Consider the following 20229-nt stretch of genomic DNA (forward strand, 5'->3'; position numbering starts at 1 on the left):
TCCATCAGGTTCAAAGTGCGAACTCGGCCCATACCGGCGCGTGGTCGGAGGGTTTTTCCATCGCACGAATATCGTAGTCGATTCCGGTATCTATGCAGCGTTCAGCCAGAGCGTGGCTGGCCAGCAGCAGGTCGATGCGAAGCCCGCGATTTTCATCAAACCCCTTGGAACGGTAGTCAAACCACGAGTAGCGGGAAGCGACGTCCTGATTACGCTGGCGGAAGGTGTCCACCAGACCCCATCCCATCAGCTTTTGCATCCATTCGCGTTCTTCCGGCAGGAAGGAACATTTACCCGTACGCAGCCAGCGCTTGCGGTTGTCTTCGCCGATGCCGATGTCTAAATCGGTTGGGCTGATGTTCATATCGCCCATGATGAGCACCGGCTGGGTTGGGGCAAGCTGCTGCTCAAGATAGGACTGCAGGTTGGCGTAAAACGCCCGCTTGGCGGGAAACTTTATCTCGTGGTCGCGGCTTTCCCCCTGAGGGAAGTAGCCGTTCATTACGGTCAAGGTGCCGAGCGGGGTGGCTAAGTCGGCCATAATCATCCGACGCTGTGCGTCGGGCTCATCGCCGGGAAATCCTTTTCTTACCGCTAAAGGTTCGGCCTTGGTGAGAAGGGCGACGCCGTAGTGCCCTTTTTGTCCGTGATAGAAAACGTGATAGCCGAACTGGCTGACCTCGTCGAGCGGAAACATGTCGTCATGGACCTTGGTTTCCTGCAGGCCGATAACGTCCGGCTGATGCTGTTCGATAAGCGCCGCAAGCTGGTGGGGTCTGGCCCTTAGCCCGTTAATATTAAATGAGACAAATTTCATGATTAAGGCTCTTTTTTCTGGGAACTGCCGTCGGGCGGTTGTTCTTATATTTTATACTCATCCGCGACGAGCGCGGGCGGTGAAAGCTTACTGCTTTGCCCAGCGATCCAGATTATGGGGCATGTACAGGTCGATATCGTTCAGCAGCTGTTGGACGTTGTCGCTGATAAGCAGCGTATTTAAATAGCTTTGGCGAACAAAGCCTTCGTCGGCGACGTGCTGCAAGAAGGTGCTCATCGGTGAGTAGAAGCCCTGAATGTTGAGCAGCCCGACCGGATTTTTGTGATAGCCGATTTGACTCCAGGTCCAGACTTCAAACAGTTCTTCTAACGTACCGATGCCGCCGGGTAGGGCGATGAAGCCGTCGGCCAGTTCGCTCATTCTGGCTTTGCGGGCGTGCATATCGGGAACGACTTCCAGCGTGGTTAATCCCTTGTGAGCCGTTTCGGCTTCAACCAGGCGTTCGGGGATAACGCCGGTCACTTCTCCGCCTGCGTCTAAAACGGCGTTGGCCAAAATGCCCATCAGTCCTTTATTTCCACCGCCATAGACCAAGCGGCGTCCTTGTTCAGCGATGGCTTTATCCAACCGCTCTGCGGCCTGGGCATAGGAGGGATTGTTGCCGGTGCTGGCGCCACAATAAACACAGATATTCTTACGCATGAGGAATTCCACTCGATGAGACAAAGGGGGTTGTATAGCCTATTTACCGCTAACCTTCAAGGCTGAGGGTGAAATTGTCGCACCTAAATGCAACGCTTTACGCGGCGTTTTCCAGTATAAAAAATCAAAAACAGAGAGGCGACCTTTATTTCGGCCGCCTCAATGCGGTGTCTCGCTGCTATACGCGGGGCTCCGTTTGATACGTATGCTATAGAATAACGGTCCTGTTTCCGTATACAAACACGCGCTGGGCCAAGACTTCGTGCAGGCCGTGGCTTAACACGTTTTTCTCGACGTCTTTGCCGGCACGGGCCATATCTTCAGCGCTGTAAGTATGGTCAACGTGGATGACGTCCTGCATGATAATCGGCCCTTCGTCCAGGTTATCGTTCACGAAGTGGGCCGTTGCGCCGATAATCTTGACGCCGCGCTCATAGGCCTGATGGTAAGGGCGCGCGCCGATAAACGCCGGCAGGAAGGAGTGGTGAATATTGATGATGCGGTTAGGATAGTGGCGAACGAAGTCCGGCGTTAATATCCGCATGTACTTCGCCAGAACGACATAGCTCGGCGAAATGCGATCGATGGCCTCAACCACCTGCTTGTCGTGTTCTTCGCGCGTCAGTCCTTCATGGCTTATCAAGTGAAACGGAATATCAAAGCGCTCAACTAAAGTACGCAGCGTGTCATGGTTGCCGATGACGGCGGCAATTTCTACGTCAAGCCCGCCGTAGGTGCTTTTCATCAACAGATCGCCCAGGCAGTGGGCCTCTTTGGTGACTAAAATAACAATCCGCTGTTTTCCCGCTTCGTTGAGCTCACGTACGGAGCCTTCCGGCAACGCGTCGTCCAGATCGGCGAGCAGCGTTTCGTCATTAAAGATGCCCTCAAGCTCGGTGCGCATAAAGAAACGCCCGGTTCGGTGATCGACATATTCACTGTTTTGAACGATGTTGAGCTGGTGTTTGTAGCAAATGTTGGTGATTTTGGCGATGAGTCCTTTCGCATCGGGACAAATCGTACGCAGTATTTTTCTTTGCATAGCGCAGTTAAACCTTCGGTGTTGTGTTTGCTGTTGTTTGCGTGTGGGAAACGTTAGTCGTTTCCACAGCACTTTTTATATTTTTTATTTGAGCCACAGGGGCAGGCGTCGTTTCTCCCAATACGGGGTTTAACGCCTTGAGTATAGTACCAGACGCCCTCCTGTCTGATAAACGTAGAACGCTCGTAGATTGCATGGGAACGTTGCGTTTGAGTATCAATGAAGCGCGCGACGAACTCGACGTATCCACATTCCGGCGATTCTTCTCCCGCCTCAACGACGGTGAGCCCAAGCCATTGCGTATTGTTAAAACTTTGGCTAATCGCGGCAGCAAGCTCAGGGTGACGAAAGTCCGGATGCCAAGTGGCTATCAGGTACTCTACGTTTTTGTGAACATAGGCGCTATAGCGGGATTTCATCAGGGAAAGCGGCGTCGGCGCAGCAAGACTTCCGCAAATATAGGGTTCACAACAGGCGTTAAATGCGATTTTACTGCCACAGGGGCATGGTTCGACCAATTCCGGCCTCCGAGTGTGCTATAAGAGTATTAGGCCAATCCTTTATCCGCTTGAAAACGTGACGGTGTACGGTGGCGCATAGGATAAAAGGAAGCTGGGTTCATATTAAGAAATGTAATCAGCTCACGTGGAGCTCGCTTGGCAATATTTGTTAACAAGAATAAGTGAAGTATTTATCGCGCACAAGCGCCAAACTTGAACCAAAATATATGTAATGAACAGCATGGAAGTGAAGAATGACACCCCCTTTAGTCGACAGACATATTCTTATTGTTGAAGACGATCCCGTATTCCGCGCTATGTTGGCTGGGTATTTAGCCTCATTGGGCGCTAAGACGGGAGAAGCTGAAGACGGCGAGCAGGCTCTGATTTATGTCAAGGCGCATCCCCCTGAGCTGATGATCTGCGATCTTATCATGCCGAAGATGGATGGGATCACGCTGCTTGACCGCCTGCGCCATGAGGGAAGTCAGATCCCCGTCATTGTTATTTCCGCCACGGAAAAGATTGCCGATATAGATAAAATGCTGCGCCTTGGCGTTCACGACGTTCTGTTAAAGCCCATTGGCGATTTGAATCGCCTGCGAGACGCGCTGCTTTCCTATTTTTATCCCTACCTGTTTTCCTCTCCGGCCAGCGATGAAATGATGATGATGGAAGACTGGGCGGAGCTTAGCGGTAAGCCTCAGGAGGCGGTTCAGCTTTTGCGGCAGCTGCAGCCCCCGGCGAAGCAGACGATTGCCAACTGTCGGGTTAACTATCGGCAGCTGACGCTGGCCGAGCGTCCCGGTATCGTTTTTGACATCGCTCCGCTGTCTGAACGTGATTTTGCGTTTTACTGCCTGGATATATCGTTAGCGGGAGATAAGGGGGTACTTGCAGCGCTTATGCTAAGAGCGCTTTTTAATAACCTGCTGCAGGAACATTTGGCCGAGCGCAACGAGGCGCTTCCGCAGATGTCCAGCGTACTTAACCAAATTAATACGCTTTTGCGACAGTCCTATCTGGAAGGGCAATTTCCTTTTCTGGCGGGCTATTACCATTCTGTGAAAAAGCGGCTGCTGATTGTTTCAGCCGGCCTTCACGCTAGCGTGATTACCGATGATGAAACCCACAAAATAAATGAAAGCGTCCCTATGGGAACGTTGCACCTGCTTTATCCGGGACAGTGTCATCTGGTAGCGGAACGCTGGACGTGTCGGATTTGGGGGGCCGGAGGCCGCCTACAGCTAACCTGCGACGGTGCTGAATAGCCAAATGCTTAGAGAATAAGCTTCTAAAAGAACAATGAATTACTGCTATACTGGAGCCATCTTTTGCTCGGGCGGCTTTTGTCTATAGTTCAACGTTGGACTCAGGCAATGAGATTTTTACCAAGCTGCTTTAGCCATAGTCTGTTTTCATTTTGTATTGGGAGTTTGTTATGTCCGCTTTGCCTAAAGTCAAAAAGGCGATTATTCCAGTTGCCGGGTTAGGGACCCGAATGTTACCCGCAACAAAGGCCATTCCAAAAGAAATGCTGCCGCTGGTGGATAAACCGCTAATTCAGTACGTTGTTAACGAATGTATTGAGGCCGGAATTCAACACATCGTCTTAGTGACGCATTCATCTAAGAACTCGATAGAAAATCACTTCGATACTAGCTTTGAGCTTGAGGCAATGCTGGAAAAGCGCGTTAAGCGCCAGCTGCTCAATGAAATACAGCTAATATGTCCTAAAGACGTGACGATTATGCACGTGCGTCAAGGCCTGGCAAAGGGGTTAGGGCATGCGATTATGTGCGCCTATCCTTTGGTTGGGGATGAGCCTTTTGCTGTCATACTGCCTGACGTGATTATTGATAAGTATGATTCGAATCTTGCCGTTGATAATTTAAGCGAGATGCTGAAACGCTTTGAAGAGACGGGGCGTAGCCAAATCATGGTTGAACCCGTACCGATGAATGAAGTCAGTGACTACGGTATCGTCGACTGCAACGGTCATGGGCTCAGCGTCGGTGAGAGCGCGCCTATTGTGAAGATGGTTGAAAAGCCGAGCGTGGAAGAGGCGCCGTCAAATCTTTCTATTGTAGGCCGCTACGTGCTTTCTGCCGATATTTGGCCTCTGCTGTCGCGCATTCCTCCCGGAGCCGGTGACGAAATCCAATTAACGGACGCCATTGCTCTGATGATGATGTCCTCTCCGGTTGACGCCTATCATATTAAGGGGCGTAGCCACGATTGTGGAAACAAGATGGGCTATATGCAGGCTTTTGTTGAATATGGCCTGCGGCATTCGACGCTGGGCGCTGAATTTAGAGCATGGATGCAGCAGCTTCAGGTTAAGCTCAAAAATTAAGGTTATATACTTTTGAGTAAGTTGCTCTATAGCACTTTGGGGGCAGGGGCGTAATCGTCAAGCATTCGCATTTAACATGCCTGCGGCTCGATGTTCGTATCGGCAAGGAACTCAGATAGTGTGATTAAATAAGATATCGGCCTCTTTTCGCGGCCGGTATTTTTTTGCTTAAAATTTCTATGGTAGGCTACGCCATTTTCTAAAGCTCATAATGGAACCCTACAAGTGACATTAATTACTATCACTTACTTACCAAAATGGATGAGTCTCAGGATATGGAAAGCTAATAGAAAACGCTCATATAGGCTATGGTGGATGAGATGTTAAAGAACCACTATAAATTACGGCATAGCGCAGGTCGGTTTTGTAATCCAGCGATCGATAAGTAAGTTTCTGGGTTATGCCATAGTGAATATGATTTGTTATTTATGCGTGATTCTTTATACGTCGCAGACGAAATTTATGACTTTTAAATACTCACCAAGATATTTTTTTTAAATGGAATTGTTACAAATGTAACTATTGATTAATGCTTGTGTTCTAAATGGCATCGTAGATAGGAAAAAAGAGAAGTACCGAGATAGTTATTGATGCTGTATATATAGAGCTAAGGTACAAATAAAAAAGCCCCCATGAATATGGAGGCCTTTAAAAGCTGAAAAGCTGGCTAATTACAGCAGGAAATCGTCAAGCGATTTACCTTCCTCTTCAATTGCTTTTTTAATTACAGCTGGCGTACGGCCTTGGCCTGTCCAGGTTTTTGTTTCACCGTTTTCGTCAACGAATTGGTACTTTGCAGGACGAGCAGCACGCTTGGATTTACCACCGGTTTTAGCGGCGGAAAGAGTTTGTAGAAGCTCGTTAGGATCAATACCGTCTGCAATAAGCATTTCACGGTACTGTTGCAGTTTACGAGTGCGCTCCTGAATTTCAGCCTGGCTAGCTTCTTCCTCTTCACGGCGCTCTTTTACAACGACTTCCAGCTTCTCTAGCATTTCTTCCAGAGACTCAAGAGTACATTCTCTTGCTTGAGCACGCAAAGTACGGATGTTGTTAAGGATTTTTAATGCTTCGCTCATTGTATTGTTCTCGAATTAATTATGGATTGAAATTGCCAGCAATAATAAAACGTGAGATTTATTTCTGCAATAGGGTATTACATAAATAAAGCTAATTTATTTATGGGCGATAGTCAAATAATGTCATCAAGAAGGTGTAAATAACCTAGAAACACATTCTTTATGGTGTAAAAAATCTTTGTTGTTCATCGCTTTTTACCGTTCGATGGCTTTATTCGCGTTGTTATTAAAGGTTATGTAAAGGTGGAGATTATATCGATGCCCTGACGTAGGGAAACCTTGCTTTCTTGCGATTCTTAATGATTTCCGGATGGTTTATTTTTAGTGGCGACCGTTGTTTGGATCATTTTAATGAAAGCAATTGACTTGTTTCTTCGAATGAAGCGGGGAAGCGCGATAGAAAATCATATGTAGCGCATGAGAACCGCGCTATTTAAGTAGAAATATCACGCTATGGCACCGAAAATATTTTTAAATTCAATGAAAAGCGGAGCTATCAAAATCAATATAATCGCTCATATATAATAGCAATATGAAATCTGAAAATGAAAAATTTTCTTTTATTTTCATGTAACTACGTAAAAAATAAACAATAATTTTTTTGTTGTCCACTTGTCTGCTATGGCAGATTTTAAGTTCCAATTGATAAATGTGTTGGAAAGGAATAACGTACATAAAGCACCATTTAAACTATATTAATGAAAATATTAAAATTTTTATTATTATATTTCGTTTAATTTATATCGTATCAGGCTAATGAAAGCCTTTGTTTTCAGGCTCTTTGAGGTTGTTTAGGCGTGTGTAGGTTGATGTCATAGACCCCCGTAAACTCGCGTTAGGACTGCCAATGGTTTTCTGGCGCAATCATGGGGTAAGAAGGGGCTCAATCGGCTGGTGGTTTATGAGCATTGCTATAAATCACCGTTAACCGCTGCATAAAGGGAGGCGCATAGGCGGAAATACGACCATTATTTTATACCTTGCACATTGAAAGGCGTGCTGGCATTAGGCCGTATCCTACAACGTGTGGGTCTAAAAGCTCATCATCACGGTGAATACGCAATGCCATAGTGTGTTGGTGCTCAAATATGACAGCGTAGAGTACGGCCTTTGAGTCTATGCATGGGGACATCTATGAATATGAACAACCGCAGGACGCTGCTTGGCTATGAAAGATAGACGCTCATAAAAAAGCCGCCCACCAAGTGGGCGGCTTCGCCTATTTTAGCGGCTATGCGCTATTTCTTAGCTTTTTTAGCTGGGGCCTTTTCAACCTTTTTTTCCAGAACGGGCTGAATCTGTAACTCTTCTACGTAAGGGCGGCCGTAGTAGGTATCAAGCAGAATGGTTCTCAGCTCGGAAATCAGCGGGAAGCGAGGGTTGGCGCCGGTACACTGATCGTCAAACGCGTCTTCGGACAGTTTGTCGACTTTCGCCAGGAACTCTGCTTCCGGCACGCCAGCCTCACGAATAGAAGCTGGGATATCCAACTCTTTCTTGATTTCTTCTAACCAGTTCAGCAGCTTTTCAATTTTTGCCGCAGTACGATCGCCCGGCGCAGAAAGGCCTAGGTGATCGGCGACTTCGGCATATTGGCGGCGTGATTGCGGCCTGTCATACTGACTAAAGGCCGTCTGCTTGGTTGGGTTGTCGTTGGCGTTATAGCGGATAACGTTACAAATAAGCAGCGCGTTGGCCAGGCCGTGCGGCAGGTGGAACTCGGAACCGATTTTATGAGCCATTGAGTGACAAACGCCCAGGAACGCGTTGGCAAAGGCGATGCCGGCGATGGTTGCGGCATTGTGCACTCGCTCGCGAGCCACAGGGTTCTTCGCGCCTTCTTTATAGCTTTGCGGAAGGTACTCTTTCAGCAGTTTTAGCGCCTGCAGCGCCTGGCCGTCGGTATATTCGTTCGCAAGAACGGAGACATAGGCTTCCAGCGCGTGAGTAACGGCGTCAAGGCCGCCGAATGCACACAGCGACTTCGGCATGTTCATCACCAGGTTTGCGTCGACGATGGCCATATCCGGCGTTAACGCGTAGTCAGCCAGTGGATACTTCATGCCGGTAGCGTCGTCGGTTACAACCGCAAACGGCGTTACTTCTGAGCCGGTGCCAGAGGTTGTCGTAATGGCGACCATTTTGGCTTTTACACCCATTTTAGGGAACTTGTAGATACGCTTACGAATGTCCATAAAGCGCAGCGCCAGCTCTTCAAAGTGGGTTTCAGGATGCTCGTACATGACCCACATGATCTTGGCGGCGTCCATCGGGGAACCACCGCCCAGCGCGATGATGACGTCCGGCTTAAAGGAGTGCATCTGCTCTGCGCCCTTGCGGACGATGCTCAGCGTTGGATCAGCTTCAACTTCAAAGAATACTTCGGTTTCAATACCGTGCTGCTTTAAAACGTTGGTTATCTGATCGGCGTAGCCGTTGTTAAACAAGAAGCGGTCGGTCACGATAAATGCGCGCTTGGCCCCGTCGGTCGCTACTTCTTCGAGCGCAATCGGCAGTGAGCCGCGGCGGAAATAGATAGATTTGGGAAGTTTATGCCATAACATGTTTTCTGCTCGCTTAGCGACGGTCTTCTTGTTGATAAGATGCTTCGGCCCGACGTTTTCAGAAATGGAGTTACCGCCCCAGGAACCGCAGCCCAGCGTTAAAGAAGGAGCCAGCTTGAAGTTATACAGATCGCCGATGCCGCCCTGAGAGGTTGGGGTATTAATCAAAATACGGGCGGTTTTCATCTTGTCGCCGAAGTAGTTGATGCGTTCGGATTGGTTGTCCTGATCGGTATAAAGACCGGAGGTATGGCCAATGCCGCCCATAGCGACGAGCTTAACGGCTTTTTCTACGGCGTCTTCAAAATCTTTGGCGCGATACATCGCCAGCATAGGAGACAGCTTTTCGTGAGCGAAAGGCTCGGATTCATCTACGTTAGTCACTTCGCCAATCAGCACCTTAGTGCTTGCCGGTACGGTTACGCCCGCCATTTCCGCAATTTTGACCGCCGGTTGACCGACGATAGCCGCGTTAATAGCGCCGTTTTTCAGGATGATTTCCTGAACGGCCTTCAGCTCTTTGCCCTTCAACATATAGCCACCGTGCGAAGCGAAGCGCTCGCGTACGGCGTCATAGATTTTATCGACGACGATAACTGACTGTTCCGAGGCGCAGATAACGCCATTATCGAAGGTTTTCGACATCAAAATAGAGGCGACGGCGCGCTTGATGTCCGCCGTTTCGTCGATAACGACAGGGGAGTTGCCTGCACCAACGCCGATAGCCGGTTTGCCTGAGCTATAGGCGGCTTTAACCATGCCCGGCCCGCCGGTTGCCAAAATCAGGTTGATATCAGGGTGATGCATTAGCTGGTTAGAAAGCTCCACGCTGGGTTCATCGATCCAGCCGATGATGTCCTTCGGGGCGCCCGCTTCGATCGCTGCCTGAAGCACTAAATCGGCCGCTTTATTTGTGGCGTTTTTGGCGCGTGGGTGAGGAGAGAAGATGATGCCGTTGCGGGTTTTCAGGCTAATCAGCGCCTTGAAGATTGCTGTGGATGTCGGGTTCGTTGTCGGAACTATGCCGCAAATAATCCCAGTAGGTTCCGCAATAGTGATGGTGCCGAACGTATCGTCTTCTTCCAGCACGCCGCAGGTCTTTTCATCTTTATATTTGTTGTAGATATACTCGGAAGCGAAGTGGTTTTTAATCACCTTGTCTTCCACGATCCCCATGCCTGACTCCTCAACGGCCATTTTCGCCAGAGGGATGCGGGCGTTGGCGGCGGCCAGCGCGGCGGCTCTGAAAATCTTGTCTACCTGCTCCTGAGTATAGTTAGCGTATTCACGCTGCGCTTTCTTCACTCGGGCGACAAGGGCATTCAATTCAGTGCTGTTACTTACTGTCATGAGACTCTCCTAAGATTGATAAATTTTTTTAGTCAATAAACCGCGGCGTTAACAACAGGATAAGAATTACCGTATAGTGATTGACTGACTGAAAAAACCTAAGTTAACTATTTGTTATTAATAAATTAATTTTTAAAACGTCCACTAAGTTATGTACAAAATGGCTATGAAACACAGCTTACCCATTAAGAGGGGGTAATGGAGTGATCTGAATCACAAAAACAGCATGCTGACACCATTCAGCATGCCGTTTTTTGCACAATTTAACGCTTTTGAGATCGAAAAGGCGTTTATTCAGCATTCTTTAACTATAGTGGATAAAATGCAGCGTCTAGGCTGTGTTCCGTAATTGCGGGTCACAGCCTAGATCTTTATGCCTAACTCGATTACATTAGCCGCGTTTTTGTTCCCTTTCTTCTTTATACGGAGTCAGCGATGGCGCATGCCGCACTGGATTTTTCAGGATACATCAAGTTTCTCGTCGGCCTGTTTGCGCTAGTAAACCCAGTGGGAATTTTGCCGGTTTTTATCAGCATGACGAACTACCAGTCTCCGGCGGCTCGTGACAAAACTAACCTGACGGCTAATCTTTCCGTCGCCATTATTCTTTGGTGCTCTCTTTTTCTTGGCGATACGATACTGCGCCTGTTCGGCATTTCGATTGACTCTTTCCGTATCGCCGGTGGGATTTTGATTGTTACCATCGCCATGTCGATGATTAGCGGTAAACTGGGAGAGGATAAGCAGAATAAGCAAGAAAAGACCGAAACGACTGCCAGGGATAACGTAGGCGTCGTTCCACTGGCGCTGCCGCTGATGGCGGGGCCGGGTGCCATCAGTTCGACGATCGTTTGGAGCACGCGCTACAACACCTGGTTGGACTACATCGGCTTTTTTATCGCTATTGCGTTTTTTGCCTTTTGCTGTTGGCTGCTGTTTCGCGCGGCCCCTTGGCTGGTTCGACTGCTAGGGCAAACGGGCATTAACGTGGTAACACGGATAATGGGGCTGTTGCTGATGTCGCTGGGAATTGAGTTTATCGTTACCGGCATCAAGGTTTCATTCCCTGGGCTGCTTGCCTAAAGAAACGCCCCGAGATTTAAGCACGGGGCGATTTTTACTGCTTCATCTTCCTTAGCTATTCTTTCCACAGAATGTGGCAGAACTTATGGTCTTTTTCTCGGCAGATAAGCAGGCGAGCAAAGACGTCGTCCACTTCGTCCTGCTCGTTGGTGAGCCCTATGATGACTTCGGCAAAGAAGTCAGGGTTCAAATCGAAATCGACGTGTTCCTGCCATTCCGGTGACGGATCGTGCAGCTCTGCTGCGCCGCGCTCCTCAAACTGCAGGTTGAACAGCAGGACGTCAGCGGGATCGAGATTATCGGGCGCCAATTCAAGAAATATGTCGTAGGCCTGATCCAGCGTTTCGTCTTCATCAAGACGGTTGTTCAGGTCAAAGTCGTCGTTGTCCATCAATGGGGTATCCGTTCGTCAAGAATATAATCGGCTATAGTAGCGGACTAAAGAAATAATATAAACGCTCAATGATGCGCTGCCACAGAGGGCGCTTGGCCCACTCTTCCGGATTTAGCAGCGTCGAACGGGCTATATAGTCGGCCTGTACGCAGGCCAGATCTTCACCAAAGGCATTATCGTCGACCAATACGGTGACTTCAAAATTAAGCCACAGGCTGCGCATGTCCAGGTTGACGGTGCCGACCAGACTCAGTTCTTCATCGACCAGCACGCTCTTGGTATGCAAAAGCCCATCCTGGAACTGGTATATCTTGACGCCGGCTTCCAGCAGTTCAGTGAAGAACGAGCGGCTGGCCCAGCCAACCATCAGGGAGTCGTTCTTATAGGGAACGATGATGCTGACGTCGACGCCGCGCAGCGCTGCCGTGCAAATCGCATGAAGAAGGTCATCGCTGGGCACCAGATAGGGGGTTGTCATGATGAGCTGCTTTCTGGCCGCATAAACGGCGGTCAACAGCGACTGGTGGATAAGCTCTTCCGGAAATCCGGGGCCGGAGGCGATAACCTGAACGGTGTGACCATCCTCCTCTTCAAACGGCAGCAGGTTTGCGTTAGGCGGCGGCGGAAGTTGCCTGACGCCGGTTTCAATTTCCCAGTCGCAGGCGTAGATCAAACCGAGCATGGTCGCGGCGGGTCCTTCAATGCGCGCCATGAGATCAATCCACTGGCCGACGCCCGCCCCCTGTTTGAAGAAGCGAGGATCGACCATGTTCATGCTGCCGGTATAGGCGATGTTGTTGTCGATGATAGCGATTTTTCGGTGCTGACGTAGGTCCATGCGGCGTAGGAATACACGCAGCACGTTGACTTTTAGCGTCTCGACCAGCTCAATGCCGGCATCGCGCATCAGCGCAGGATAGGGGGTCCGAAAGAAGTGCATACTGCCGGCGGAGTCTAACATCAGGCGACAGCGTACGCCTCGGCGGGCCGCCGCCATCAGGGCTTCGGCCACGTTGTCTACCTGACCGCCGCTTTGCCAGATATAGAACACCATCTCAATGCTGTGTTCCGCTTTATCGATATCGCGGATCAGCGAAATCATGGTGTCGCTGCTGTTGGTCAACAGCTGGAGGCGGTTTCCCCGTACGGCGGGAACGCCGTTACGGCGCTTACATAGCTGGAAAAGCGGTTCGGATACCGGGCTTATGTGAGTAGTAAAGACGTTTTGGCAATTTTTTAAGTCCGCCAGCCAGGTTACCGTAGAGGGCCACATCTCTTTCGCCCGCTCTGCTCGCCGCTTTCCAAGATGCAGTTCGCCGAAGAGCAGATAGGCTACGATGCCGACCAGAGGGAGGATGTAAATAACCAAAAGCCAGGCCATGGCTGAAGGAACGGCGCGCCGCTTCATTAAAACTCTAAGCGTCACGCCGGCTATCAATAACCAATAGCCGATAACCAACAGCCAGCTTAGAACGGTATAAAAAGTGGTCATTGAAAGCCTGCTATCCCGTTGACGTTAAATCGCGAGAGTTCGTCTCATTCTCGCCTTATGGTTTATTCCTTGCCGGAACGTTGCATAGGCAGCGTAATTTGAGAAACCGGCGTCGCTATAAAAGGATAACACATGTTTTAACATTCTGATTATCGGCGCTATCCCTCATTTCGCCGTTTAATCGGAGCGGCACTTCAGGTCATTCTCCCGCAATATTTGATTTTAAATAGCCTAAGGGCTGCTTTGAATGCGCTACAATAGGCGCTCCCGTTGTTTTTATCAGGCTTTTTACACTATGCACAGATCCAGAACTGAAGTTGGACGCTGGCGCATGTTGCGTCAGGCTCAGCGGCGTCGACACCGCTGGTTGGAAGGGCAGTCGAGAAGAAACAGCCGCATCCATCACATCAGGTCGGAGAAGGAGCTCGGTCGTCAGCGTCGGTCATTGCTGTATGCGTTGGACTACATGGGATAAATAAGGCCCCCCGATGAAAGGGGTTTTATACTTGATAACGGAAGGAAAACGCGGCGGATTTCTCAGGGAAACTCCGCCGCAGTAGCATTAGAATACGCGCTTAAACGGTTTGATCGTTACGTTCTTATAAACGCCGGCGTCGATATAGGGATCTTTGTCCGCCCAAGCCTTCGCCGCCGACAGGCTGGGAAAATCGGCGATGATGACAGAACCGGAAAAACCGGCGGCGCCGACCTCTTCGCTATCGGCTACGGGATTTGGCCCTGCGACGATCAGACGATTCTCATCTTTAAGCTGCTGCAGGCGCGCCAGATGGGCTGGGCGGGCTGCGAGGCGTTGTTCCAGCGTGTTTTCAACGTCTTCGGCGTAAATAAGATATAGCACGGTATTATCCTCGATAGGGTTATCGGTCGATTTTTTGATACATATTAGTTTTATGGCGATATGAGGGACGCCAAATATCATTTCGGTACCTACGTTATGGGATTTTTATCGCAACATCAACGTCAATTTTTGACTTATAACCTACCGATTGATAAATAAAAATTGTCGACTTGACGTGGATGAAGAGGGCGCTTTTCTTATAAAGCGTTGTTAATTTGATATTGAATCTCATTACCATTTTCATTTAAAATCAGCCTATATCACTCTATAGCTGAACATTGAAGTGGCTCTTTCTTGAAAAGTTTCTTTCTAGCTCGCCGTTTTTCATGGCCTATAACGTTCTCTGTCTGCCTTCACGCTTCTCTGATTGGCGGCATTGTTTTTGCCTCGATTCAAGAGAACGTTATGCTGCCAGAGGAAGAACAGTCTGCCCCCATGAACGTTGTGATGGTTAATCCCGCTATGTTCGCGGCGCCAGTGCAGAGTGAGGAAGCGACGCCGGCTCAGGAAGCAAGCGAGCCTGAGGCGGTAACGGAACCTACGCCGGAGCCGCAACCGGTTCCCGAACCAGAGCCTGCGCCGGAGCCTGAACCAATTCCAGAACCAGAGCCTATCCCTGAGCCCGCGCCAGTTCCGGAGCCGAAGCCTGCGCCGCCAAAACCGGTAGAAAAGCCCAAGCCGAAGCCTAAACCGAAAAAGCAGGTTAAAAAAGAGAAGGTTGAGAATAAGGCCGAACGGGCGGAAATATCAAAGCCAGCGACTTCGCCTGTCGTCACGCCTAATGCGAGTCCGGTAGCCAGCGGCCCGGTATCGTCTCAGGGGGCGTCAACGTCGTTGGGTTCGAAAGCGTTAAAACAGTCTCAGCCAACGTATCCTAAGCAGGCGTTCGATCGCCGCATTGAAGGGCAGGTCGTTATCCTGTTTGATATTAACGATAGCGGTAGGGTTGAAAACGTGCGCTTCCTGTCCGCGACGCCGCCGAATATGTTTGAGCGAGAGGTGCGTACCGCGCTTAAAAAATGGCGCTATACGCCGGTAGAAGTGAAAGACAAAAAGTTGACCATCATTTTTAGAATTGACGGTGGGGCCCAGATTCAGGGGTGATTGCCGTTTATTTAATGTTAAAGGCCGCTCTTATGCGGCCTTTGTGCTTTTTAGTCGATGACAATTTATTCTGCCGTGTAGTTTCTTTTCCCTTCCGGCAGCGGGCGGGATTGGCCGTCGTCGCTAACGGCGACATAGGTGAATACGGCCTCCGTCACGCAGTAGCGCTGGCCGATGGGTTCTGAAGACACCTTTTTCACCCAGACTTCCATATTGACCGTAACCGAACTTCTTCCCGTACGGACGCAGTGGGCATAGCAACAAACTACGTCGCCGACGGAGACGGGCTTTAAGAATGTGATGGCGTCTACCGCAACGGTGACGACTCTGCCTTGAGCGACTTCTTTAGCCAGAATAGCGCCGCCGATGTCCATCTGCGACATGATCCAGCCGCCAAAGATGTCGCCGTTGGCGTTGGTGTCGGCCGGCATGGCCAGCGTTCTTAAAACTAGCTCCCCTCGGGGAGAACGGCTTTTTGTACTCATGCTGTCTTCTGTCGTTTTAGTGTTTAAATAGAGAGTATGGGTTCTTTATCTCGCCTTTTCCTGACGCAGTGGCAAAAAATAGACGAGATATCGTGGCTATTCGTTGGGCTTGTCCACGCCGTTTTTTTCCTGCTCGGCCATATTGCGATAAATATAGACGCCGCTCAATAGCGTAAAAGCAAAGGTCATTCCCGTAAGGCCGAATACTTTAAAGTTCATCCAGGCGTCCAGAGAATGCCAGAAAGCAATATAAATATTCAGCAGGCCGCAGAACAGGAAAAACAGCGCCCATGAAATATTAAGGCGCGACCAGACGGCGTCAGGAAGTGAGATTTCCTTACCCAACATGTTCTTAATGATTATCTTTTTAAGGGCAAACTGGCTAAACAAAAAGCCGCCGGCGAACAGCCCGTAAATAACGGTCACTTTCCATTTGATGAATTCTGTAGAGTTATACTTAATCGTCAGCGTTCCGAAAATAAGCACCATCACGAACGTGACCAGCATCATTTTCTCAACCTTGCGGTACTTTATCAGGCTATAGATAACGGCTATGGCGGTAGCGACAATCAGCGCTTTGGTAGCGGTGAGGATGTCGTAAAACTTATAGAAACCAAAAAAAACGACCAAGGGTAAAAAATCAAGTAGCTGCTTCATAACTCGTCTCATCGATAAGCAAGTGTGGAACTATACCCGATTTAGCGTTGGCTGTGTACTCTCACCGCGCGATGCCGCGCCTGTATTGAGTTACGGCGGGTTAGAGTAGGGTAATGCTTGATTATATAAGCTTTTTTAAGCCGTGCGGTTTTAACGTTATACGGTATGATGGTGCGATATTTTTTGTATCTTCATGTGGGCTGGCGTTCAGAAGTTGAGGTCGTATGTTTTCGCGCGTGTTTTTAAAATGGATGCCAGGTTTAGCCAATTTGCTGGCCTACGATCGAGCCTGGCTTAAGTCTGACGTTCAAGCCGGGCTGTCGGTCGCTGCCGTTGCATTGCCGGTCGCTATAGCCTATTCCGAGCTGGCCAATCTGGGCGCGATTGTCGGCCTTTATTCCTGCATTTTGCCCATGATAGCCTACGCGCTTTTTGGTTCGTCTAGGCAGCTTATCGTTGGCCCTGATGCAACGACCTGCGCGGTGATTGCGGCAGTGGTTACGCCGTTGGCCGCCGGGGACAGCTCGATGCAGTGGCAGTTGACCATTGTCATGACGCTGATGATGGGGGGCTGGTGCCTGTTAGCCAGTAAGTTTCGCCTGGGCGCGCTGGCCGATCTGCTGTCTCAACCGATATTAACAGGCCTGCTAAACGGCGTAGCTATAACTATTATGGTAGGGCAGATAGCCAAGATTTTGGGGATAACGATTCAAGCCAGCGAGCTTATTGAGAAAATTATCGCGCTACCCCTGTTGATTTTAAAGAGCCACCTTCCCACGGTGGGAATGTCTGTATTGACGCTGTTGCTTCTGATTGTCATAAGAACGTTTCGCCGCCAGTGGCCGGCGCCGCTGTTGGCTATTATGATTACCACCGCCATTTCCTGGGGCGGTTCGCTTCAGCAATACGGTATTGAAACGTTAGGGAACTCCGGGCTTGACGGTATGCTGCCCATGGTGGACTGGCATAGCTTTCAGCCGGGATTAATGAGAGAGCTGGTTATTCCAGCGCTTAACCTGGCGTTAATCAGCTTCGTGAGCCTGATGCTGACCGCACGAAGCTTCGCGTCTAAAAACGGCTATGACATCGATGCGGATGCGGAGTTTAGGGCGCTGGGCATTTCTAACATTATGTCTGGCCTGTCGCAGGGATTCGCCATCAGCGGCGCAGATTCTCGTACGGCGGTAAACGATGCTAACGGCGGAAAAACTCAGCTGGTTTCTATTATTGCTGCGCTGGTTATTGCGGTCATCGTACTGTTTTTTACTCATCCCTTGCAGTTTATTCCCGTCTCGGCGCTAGGCGTGGTTCTGGTGTTTTCCGCCTGGTCGCTGATGGATCTGCGCGGTATCTGGAACCTTAGAAAGCGCAATCGCTCCGCGTTTCGTCTGGCGTTGTTTACCTTTGCCTGCGTGCTGCTTATCGGCGTTATTCAGGGCATTGGGCTAGCGGTGCTGCTGGGGCTGCTTCAGTTCCTTCGAACGGTGTTTCGCCCAACGGAGCAGCTGTTGGGCATAAACGATGACGGTATGATTCATTCCCTCGGCAATAATAGCGACGTCAAAGCGGTGCCGGGCGTAATGATGTATCGTTTTAATTCCCCGCTGACCTATTTTAACGTGGCCTATTTTAAGCGTCGCATTCTTAATCTGGTCGACAGCACGCCGTTTCAGCCACGATGGGTCGTTATTGATGCCGTAGCGAGCTTTACCTATGCGGATATCAGCGTGCTGGCTTCAATTGACGAACTGAAAAGGGACTTAAAGAACAGGCAAATAAAGCTGGTGCTGGCCGGAAGGCGAACGGAACTCACGCGCTGGTTTAAAGATAACCGCCCTGCGCATGACGAAGAGGACATCATGCTGGTCCCCGACCTCTATCTGGCGCTGAAGCTCATTCAGAGTAAAGAGAGTGCGGAAGTTGCCCCTGGCTTTTAGTCGAATCTCGTCATTGTTAAAGCCGGCTATTGCCGGCTTTATTGCGTATTGACGCTATTTAACCTGCATATAAAGGCGGAACAGATAAACAAACATAAACGCGGTGAGCATGTTGCTAAGGGCGGTCATTAATAAAACGGCCAGTGCGGGAGAAAGGGACGATACGTTGACGGTTAGCGCAAACAGGATGAACTTTGCCGATAGCGTGAACAGCAGCATCGGCAGCACCAGGCGCAGGTGGGAGAACGCGATATTCCAGCCGGTAGTTATTGCGTAGATGAGCCCCTGTCGGCTCTCCAGTAGAACAATGGGCGAAAGCACCAGAGCGAAGGCAAAAAAGAGACCGGGAAGCAGATATAAAGACAGTCCAAAAATAATCAACAGGTAGGCCGCAGCCATCAAGATTAACAGCATTGGGAGCGAGAACGCGGAAGCGCCGATAGCTCTGAGCGCACTGGTGTGAATTCCCTGCGATACCTGAATCGTCAGGGTAATGACGCCGGCGACTAAAATAAGGTCACTAATAAAAACGCTGAGCGCAATAGAGCCAAACAGCGGCACTGCCATTTTCACTATGTCTTGCTTTTGATCGGCCGACAGGCCGTTCAGCGCGGCCTGTAGCTCCTGCGCGCTCAGCTGTTTGCTGCCTACTGATTTAGTAATCAGCAGATGAAGCTGGGTAACGTCAGGGGCCGTGACCTGCAGAAGTAGATAAAATATAAACGAAGCCAGTAGGGCCAGCATGATAAAGCTGGAAAGCCGATTACGAATAAAATTCAGGCTGTCACGGAAAAGGGAATTGGCCGTGATGGGCATGCTGTCTCCTGTTTTATGCTAATGATTTACACATTTGTTCGGCCGCTATTGTACCGCGTGTAACCCTTTTTGCCTTAAATCTTGCAGCTTATCCTCTTTACATTTTTCTAATAGCGCTTTATTTACGCGTTGATGACTATTTTTTATTCAATGAGCCGTGTTTTTGATTTATTAATTGGTTATTTAATGTTCGTTATTTGTCATTTTGTGATGTTTTTGATTTGAATCAAAAACGATATTTTGCAAATAAATGCATAAACTGCCAATTTGTCAATTTTTGTCATGAAGTGTGATCTTGGTTAGATCAATTTTACTACCAAGGAGGTATATTTCCCCACACATTAACCCTAAAAGGAATATGGATAATGAAAGTGAAAGCATTACCTTTGGCATGTTTAGTTGCAGCAATGTTGGCTCCGTCGGTAACAGTGGCGCATCAGGCCGGTGATTTCCTGTTCCGTGCGGGCTCCATTACCGTGAGACCAAATGAAGGTTCTGATAACGTACTGGGACTGGGGTCGTTTAACGTCGATAACGATACGCAGCTTGGTTTGACCTTCGGCTATATGATTACCGACAACATCGGCGTTGAGCTGCTGGGCGCAACCCCGTTTCAGCATGATGTTGGCGTGGGGAAAGTGGGGACTATCGCAACGGTAAAACATCTGCCGCCTTCTCTGATGTTGCAGTACTATTTTGGATCTAAAGAAAGCCAGTGGCGTCCTTATTTGGGCGCGGGCGTTAACTATACGACTTTCTTTAGCGAAGATTTTAACAGCACTGGCAAAGGCGCAGGTTTGAGCAACCTTAGCTTGGACGACTCTTGGGGCGTTGCGCTGCAGGCTGGTCTTGACTACAACATTAATAAAAACTGGATGATAAACACGTCCGTTTGGTGGATGAACATCGAAACCGACGTGAATTTTACTTCGACAGACGCAGCGGGTAACCGCACTCGCCACAGCATTGATACGCGCCTGGATCCGTGGGCCTTCATGTTCGGCGTAGGCTACAAGTTCTAACTATCATCG

Annotated in this window: 19 protein-coding genes; 7 read left to right on the forward strand and 12 right to left on the reverse strand. The window is 49.4% G+C overall.

The genetic code is table 11. From position 1 onward, the window contains the following. Positions 1-10: 10 nt before the first annotated feature. From xthA to V8L73_RS07945, 4 genes are all read right to left on the reverse strand, one after another. On the reverse strand, positions 11-817 hold the full coding sequence (gene xthA, locus V8L73_RS07930; protein ID WP_027274563.1) for an exodeoxyribonuclease III: 807 nt from the start codon (positions 815-817) through the stop codon (positions 11-13). 87 nt (positions 818-904) lie between these two features. Beyond that, positions 905-1480: a TIGR00730 family Rossman fold protein gene (locus tag V8L73_RS07935; protein WP_347254576.1), complete on the reverse strand. Its 576-nt coding sequence runs from the start codon at positions 1478-1480 to the stop codon at positions 905-907. Positions 1481-1688: 208 nt separating this feature from the next. Then, positions 1689-2522 carry a formyltetrahydrofolate deformylase gene (gene purU, locus V8L73_RS07940; protein ID WP_347254577.1) on the reverse strand — a complete coding sequence of 278 codons (834 nt, stop codon included), beginning with the start codon at positions 2520-2522 and terminating at the stop codon, positions 1689-1691. A gap of 53 nt (positions 2523-2575) precedes the next feature. Next, positions 2576-3040 carry a YchJ family metal-binding protein gene (locus tag V8L73_RS07945; protein ID WP_347254578.1) on the reverse strand — a complete coding sequence of 155 codons (465 nt, stop codon included), beginning with the start codon at positions 3038-3040 and terminating at the stop codon, positions 2576-2578. Positions 3041-3276: 236 nt separating this feature from the next. Between V8L73_RS07945 and rssB the strand changes: the two genes are divergently transcribed. Together rssB and galU are read left to right on the forward strand one after the other, a co-directional pair. Further along, entirely contained in the window at positions 3277-4293 is a 1017-nt protein-coding gene (gene rssB / locus V8L73_RS07950; RefSeq protein WP_347254579.1) for a two-component system response regulator RssB, read from the forward strand. 170 nt (positions 4294-4463) lie between these two features. Further along, positions 4464-5378 (forward strand): UTP--glucose-1-phosphate uridylyltransferase GalU, encoded by a 915-nt coding sequence (galU, locus tag V8L73_RS07955; protein WP_261831672.1) that lies wholly within the window; start codon positions 4464-4466, stop codon positions 5376-5378. Between the two features lie 671 nt (positions 5379-6049). Here the strand turns inward: galU and hns are convergent. After that, a complete protein-coding gene (gene hns / locus V8L73_RS07960) occupies positions 6050-6457 on the reverse strand; it encodes a histone-like nucleoid-structuring protein H-NS (protein ID WP_027274569.1) in 408 nt (135 codons plus the stop codon). A gap of 1238 nt (positions 6458-7695) precedes the next feature. Next, positions 7696-10371, reverse strand: coding sequence for a bifunctional acetaldehyde-CoA/alcohol dehydrogenase (gene adhE / locus V8L73_RS07965; protein WP_027274570.1), 2676 nt, complete (start codon positions 10369-10371; stop codon positions 7696-7698). 435 nt (positions 10372-10806) lie between these two features. Between adhE and V8L73_RS07970 the strand changes: the two genes are divergently transcribed. Further along, positions 10807-11454 carry a YchE family NAAT transporter gene (locus V8L73_RS07970; RefSeq protein WP_027274571.1) on the forward strand — a complete coding sequence of 216 codons (648 nt, stop codon included), beginning with the start codon at positions 10807-10809 and terminating at the stop codon, positions 11452-11454. Positions 11455-11509: 55 nt separating this feature from the next. On the opposite strand, the gene V8L73_RS07975 is transcribed toward V8L73_RS07970, so the two are convergent. Further along, positions 11510-11845, reverse strand: a complete 336-nt coding sequence (locus V8L73_RS07975; RefSeq protein ID WP_027274572.1) for an HI1450 family dsDNA-mimic protein — start codon at positions 11843-11845, stop codon at positions 11510-11512. A gap of 34 nt (positions 11846-11879) precedes the next feature. Beyond that, positions 11880-13340: a cardiolipin synthase gene (gene cls / locus V8L73_RS07980; protein ID WP_347254580.1), complete on the reverse strand. Its 1461-nt coding sequence runs from the start codon at positions 13338-13340 to the stop codon at positions 11880-11882. A gap of 295 nt (positions 13341-13635) precedes the next feature. Between cls and V8L73_RS07985 the strand changes: the two genes are divergently transcribed. After that, positions 13636-13815, forward strand: a complete 180-nt coding sequence (locus tag V8L73_RS07985) for a YciY family protein (RefSeq protein ID WP_071783366.1) — start codon at positions 13636-13638, stop codon at positions 13813-13815. 87 nt (positions 13816-13902) lie between these two features. On the opposite strand, the gene V8L73_RS07990 is transcribed toward V8L73_RS07985, so the two are convergent. Continuing rightward, positions 13903-14199, reverse strand: coding sequence for a YciI family protein (locus V8L73_RS07990; protein ID WP_027274574.1), 297 nt, complete (start codon positions 14197-14199; stop codon positions 13903-13905). Between the two features lie 405 nt (positions 14200-14604). Here V8L73_RS07990 and V8L73_RS07995 point away from each other — a divergent pair, with 405 nt between their 5' ends. Next, complete coding sequence (locus V8L73_RS07995; protein ID WP_347254581.1) at positions 14605-15303, forward strand: TonB family protein; 699 nt, start codon at positions 14605-14607, stop codon at positions 15301-15303. A 65-nt stretch (positions 15304-15368) separates the two neighbouring features. Here the strand turns inward: V8L73_RS07995 and yciA are convergent, their stop codons facing one another. Further along, positions 15369-15788, reverse strand: coding sequence for an acyl-CoA thioester hydrolase YciA (gene yciA, locus V8L73_RS08000; RefSeq protein WP_027274576.1), 420 nt, complete (start codon positions 15786-15788; stop codon positions 15369-15371). A gap of 96 nt (positions 15789-15884) precedes the next feature. Beyond that, complete coding sequence (locus tag V8L73_RS08005; RefSeq protein WP_261831676.1) at positions 15885-16445, reverse strand: septation protein A; 561 nt, start codon at positions 16443-16445, stop codon at positions 15885-15887. Between the two features lie 224 nt (positions 16446-16669). On the opposite strand from V8L73_RS08005, the gene V8L73_RS08010 reads away from it, so the two are divergent. Further along, on the forward strand, positions 16670-18382 hold the full coding sequence (locus V8L73_RS08010; RefSeq protein ID WP_027274578.1) for a SulP family inorganic anion transporter: 1713 nt from the start codon (positions 16670-16672) through the stop codon (positions 18380-18382). A 54-nt stretch (positions 18383-18436) separates the two neighbouring features. Here the strand turns inward: V8L73_RS08010 and V8L73_RS08015 are convergent, their stop codons facing one another. Further along, positions 18437-19198, reverse strand: coding sequence for a YciC family protein (locus V8L73_RS08015; protein ID WP_347254582.1), 762 nt, complete (start codon positions 19196-19198; stop codon positions 18437-18439). Between the two features lie 371 nt (positions 19199-19569). On the opposite strand from V8L73_RS08015, the gene ompW reads away from it, so the two are divergent. Next, complete coding sequence (gene ompW, locus V8L73_RS08020) at positions 19570-20220, forward strand: outer membrane protein OmpW (RefSeq protein ID WP_174788509.1); 651 nt, start codon at positions 19570-19572, stop codon at positions 20218-20220. The last annotated feature ends 9 nt before the right edge of the window (positions 20221-20229 follow it).

Source organism: Leminorella grimontii (genome assembly GCF_039789245.1).
Lineage (GTDB): Bacteria > Pseudomonadota > Gammaproteobacteria > Enterobacterales > Enterobacteriaceae > Leminorella > Leminorella grimontii.

Coding starts and splice junctions, on each gene's coding strand:
- xthA (WP_027274563.1), bottom strand. CDS start 817: ATGAAATTTGTCTCATTTAATATTAACGGGCTAAGGGCCAGACCCCAC.
- V8L73_RS07935 (WP_347254576.1), bottom strand. CDS start 1,480: ATGCGTAAGAATATCTGTGTTTATTGTGGCGCCAGCACCGGCAACAAT.
- purU (WP_347254577.1), bottom strand. CDS start 2,522: ATGCAAAGAAAAATACTGCGTACGATTTGTCCCGATGCGAAAGGACTC.
- rssB (WP_347254579.1), top strand. CDS start 3,277: ATGACACCCCCTTTAGTCGACAGACATATTCTTATTGTTGAAGACGAT.
- galU (WP_261831672.1), top strand. CDS start 4,464: ATGTCCGCTTTGCCTAAAGTCAAAAAGGCGATTATTCCAGTTGCCGGG.
- hns (WP_027274569.1), bottom strand. CDS start 6,457: ATGAGCGAAGCATTAAAAATCCTTAACAACATCCGTACTTTGCGTGCT.
- adhE (WP_027274570.1), bottom strand. CDS start 10,371: ATGACAGTAAGTAACAGCACTGAATTGAATGCCCTTGTCGCCCGAGTG.
- V8L73_RS07970 (WP_027274571.1), top strand. CDS start 10,807: ATGGCGCATGCCGCACTGGATTTTTCAGGATACATCAAGTTTCTCGTC.
- V8L73_RS07975 (WP_027274572.1), bottom strand. CDS start 11,845: ATGGACAACGACGACTTTGACCTGAACAACCGTCTTGATGAAGACGAA.
- cls (WP_347254580.1), bottom strand. CDS start 13,340: ATGACCACTTTTTATACCGTTCTAAGCTGGCTGTTGGTTATCGGCTAT.
- V8L73_RS07985 (WP_071783366.1), top strand. CDS start 13,636: ATGCACAGATCCAGAACTGAAGTTGGACGCTGGCGCATGTTGCGTCAG.
- V8L73_RS07995 (WP_347254581.1), top strand. CDS start 14,605: ATGCTGCCAGAGGAAGAACAGTCTGCCCCCATGAACGTTGTGATGGTT.
- yciA (WP_027274576.1), bottom strand. CDS start 15,788: ATGAGTACAAAAAGCCGTTCTCCCCGAGGGGAGCTAGTTTTAAGAACG.
- V8L73_RS08005 (WP_261831676.1), bottom strand. CDS start 16,445: ATGAAGCAGCTACTTGATTTTTTACCCTTGGTCGTTTTTTTTGGTTTC.
- V8L73_RS08010 (WP_027274578.1), top strand. CDS start 16,670: ATGTTTTCGCGCGTGTTTTTAAAATGGATGCCAGGTTTAGCCAATTTG.
- V8L73_RS08015 (WP_347254582.1), bottom strand. CDS start 19,198: ATGCCCATCACGGCCAATTCCCTTTTCCGTGACAGCCTGAATTTTATT.